This window comes from Caldibacillus sp. 210928-DFI.2.18 (genome assembly GCF_020554505.1).
Taxonomy (GTDB): domain Bacteria; phylum Bacillota; class Bacilli; order Bacillales; family Caldibacillaceae; genus Caldifermentibacillus; species Caldifermentibacillus hisashii.
On sequence record NZ_JAJCHL010000255.1, the window covers coordinates 1 to 294 of the forward strand.

Here is a 294-nt window from a genome sequence, read left to right on the forward strand (position 1 = left end):
TCGCCAAAAACAAGCATTTCTCACCTAAAAGTGGCGACGAGAACGGGCCTCGTCGTCAAAATAGAAGCTTTTTCAACCAAAAACGGTGACGAGAACGAGCCTCGTCGCCAAAATTGAGCATTCCCAGACCAAAAACGGTGACGAGATTGGGTCTCGTCGCCAAAATTAAGCTTTTTTCTACCCAAAACGGCGACGAGAACGAGCCTCGTCGCCAAAAATTAGACTTTCTCGGTCAAAATTGGCGACGAGAACGGGCCTCGTCGCCAAAAACAAGCATTTCTCAACCAAAAGTGG

General features: G+C 48.0%; 1 protein-coding gene. It reads left to right on the forward strand.

Annotation, left to right across the window (positions count from 1 at the left end; translation table 11 throughout):
* Positions 1 to 113: 113 nt before the first annotated feature.
* On the forward strand, positions 114 to 294 hold a 181-nt coding region (locus LIZ98_RS17790; protein ID WP_227203198.1), incomplete at its 3' end, for a hypothetical protein.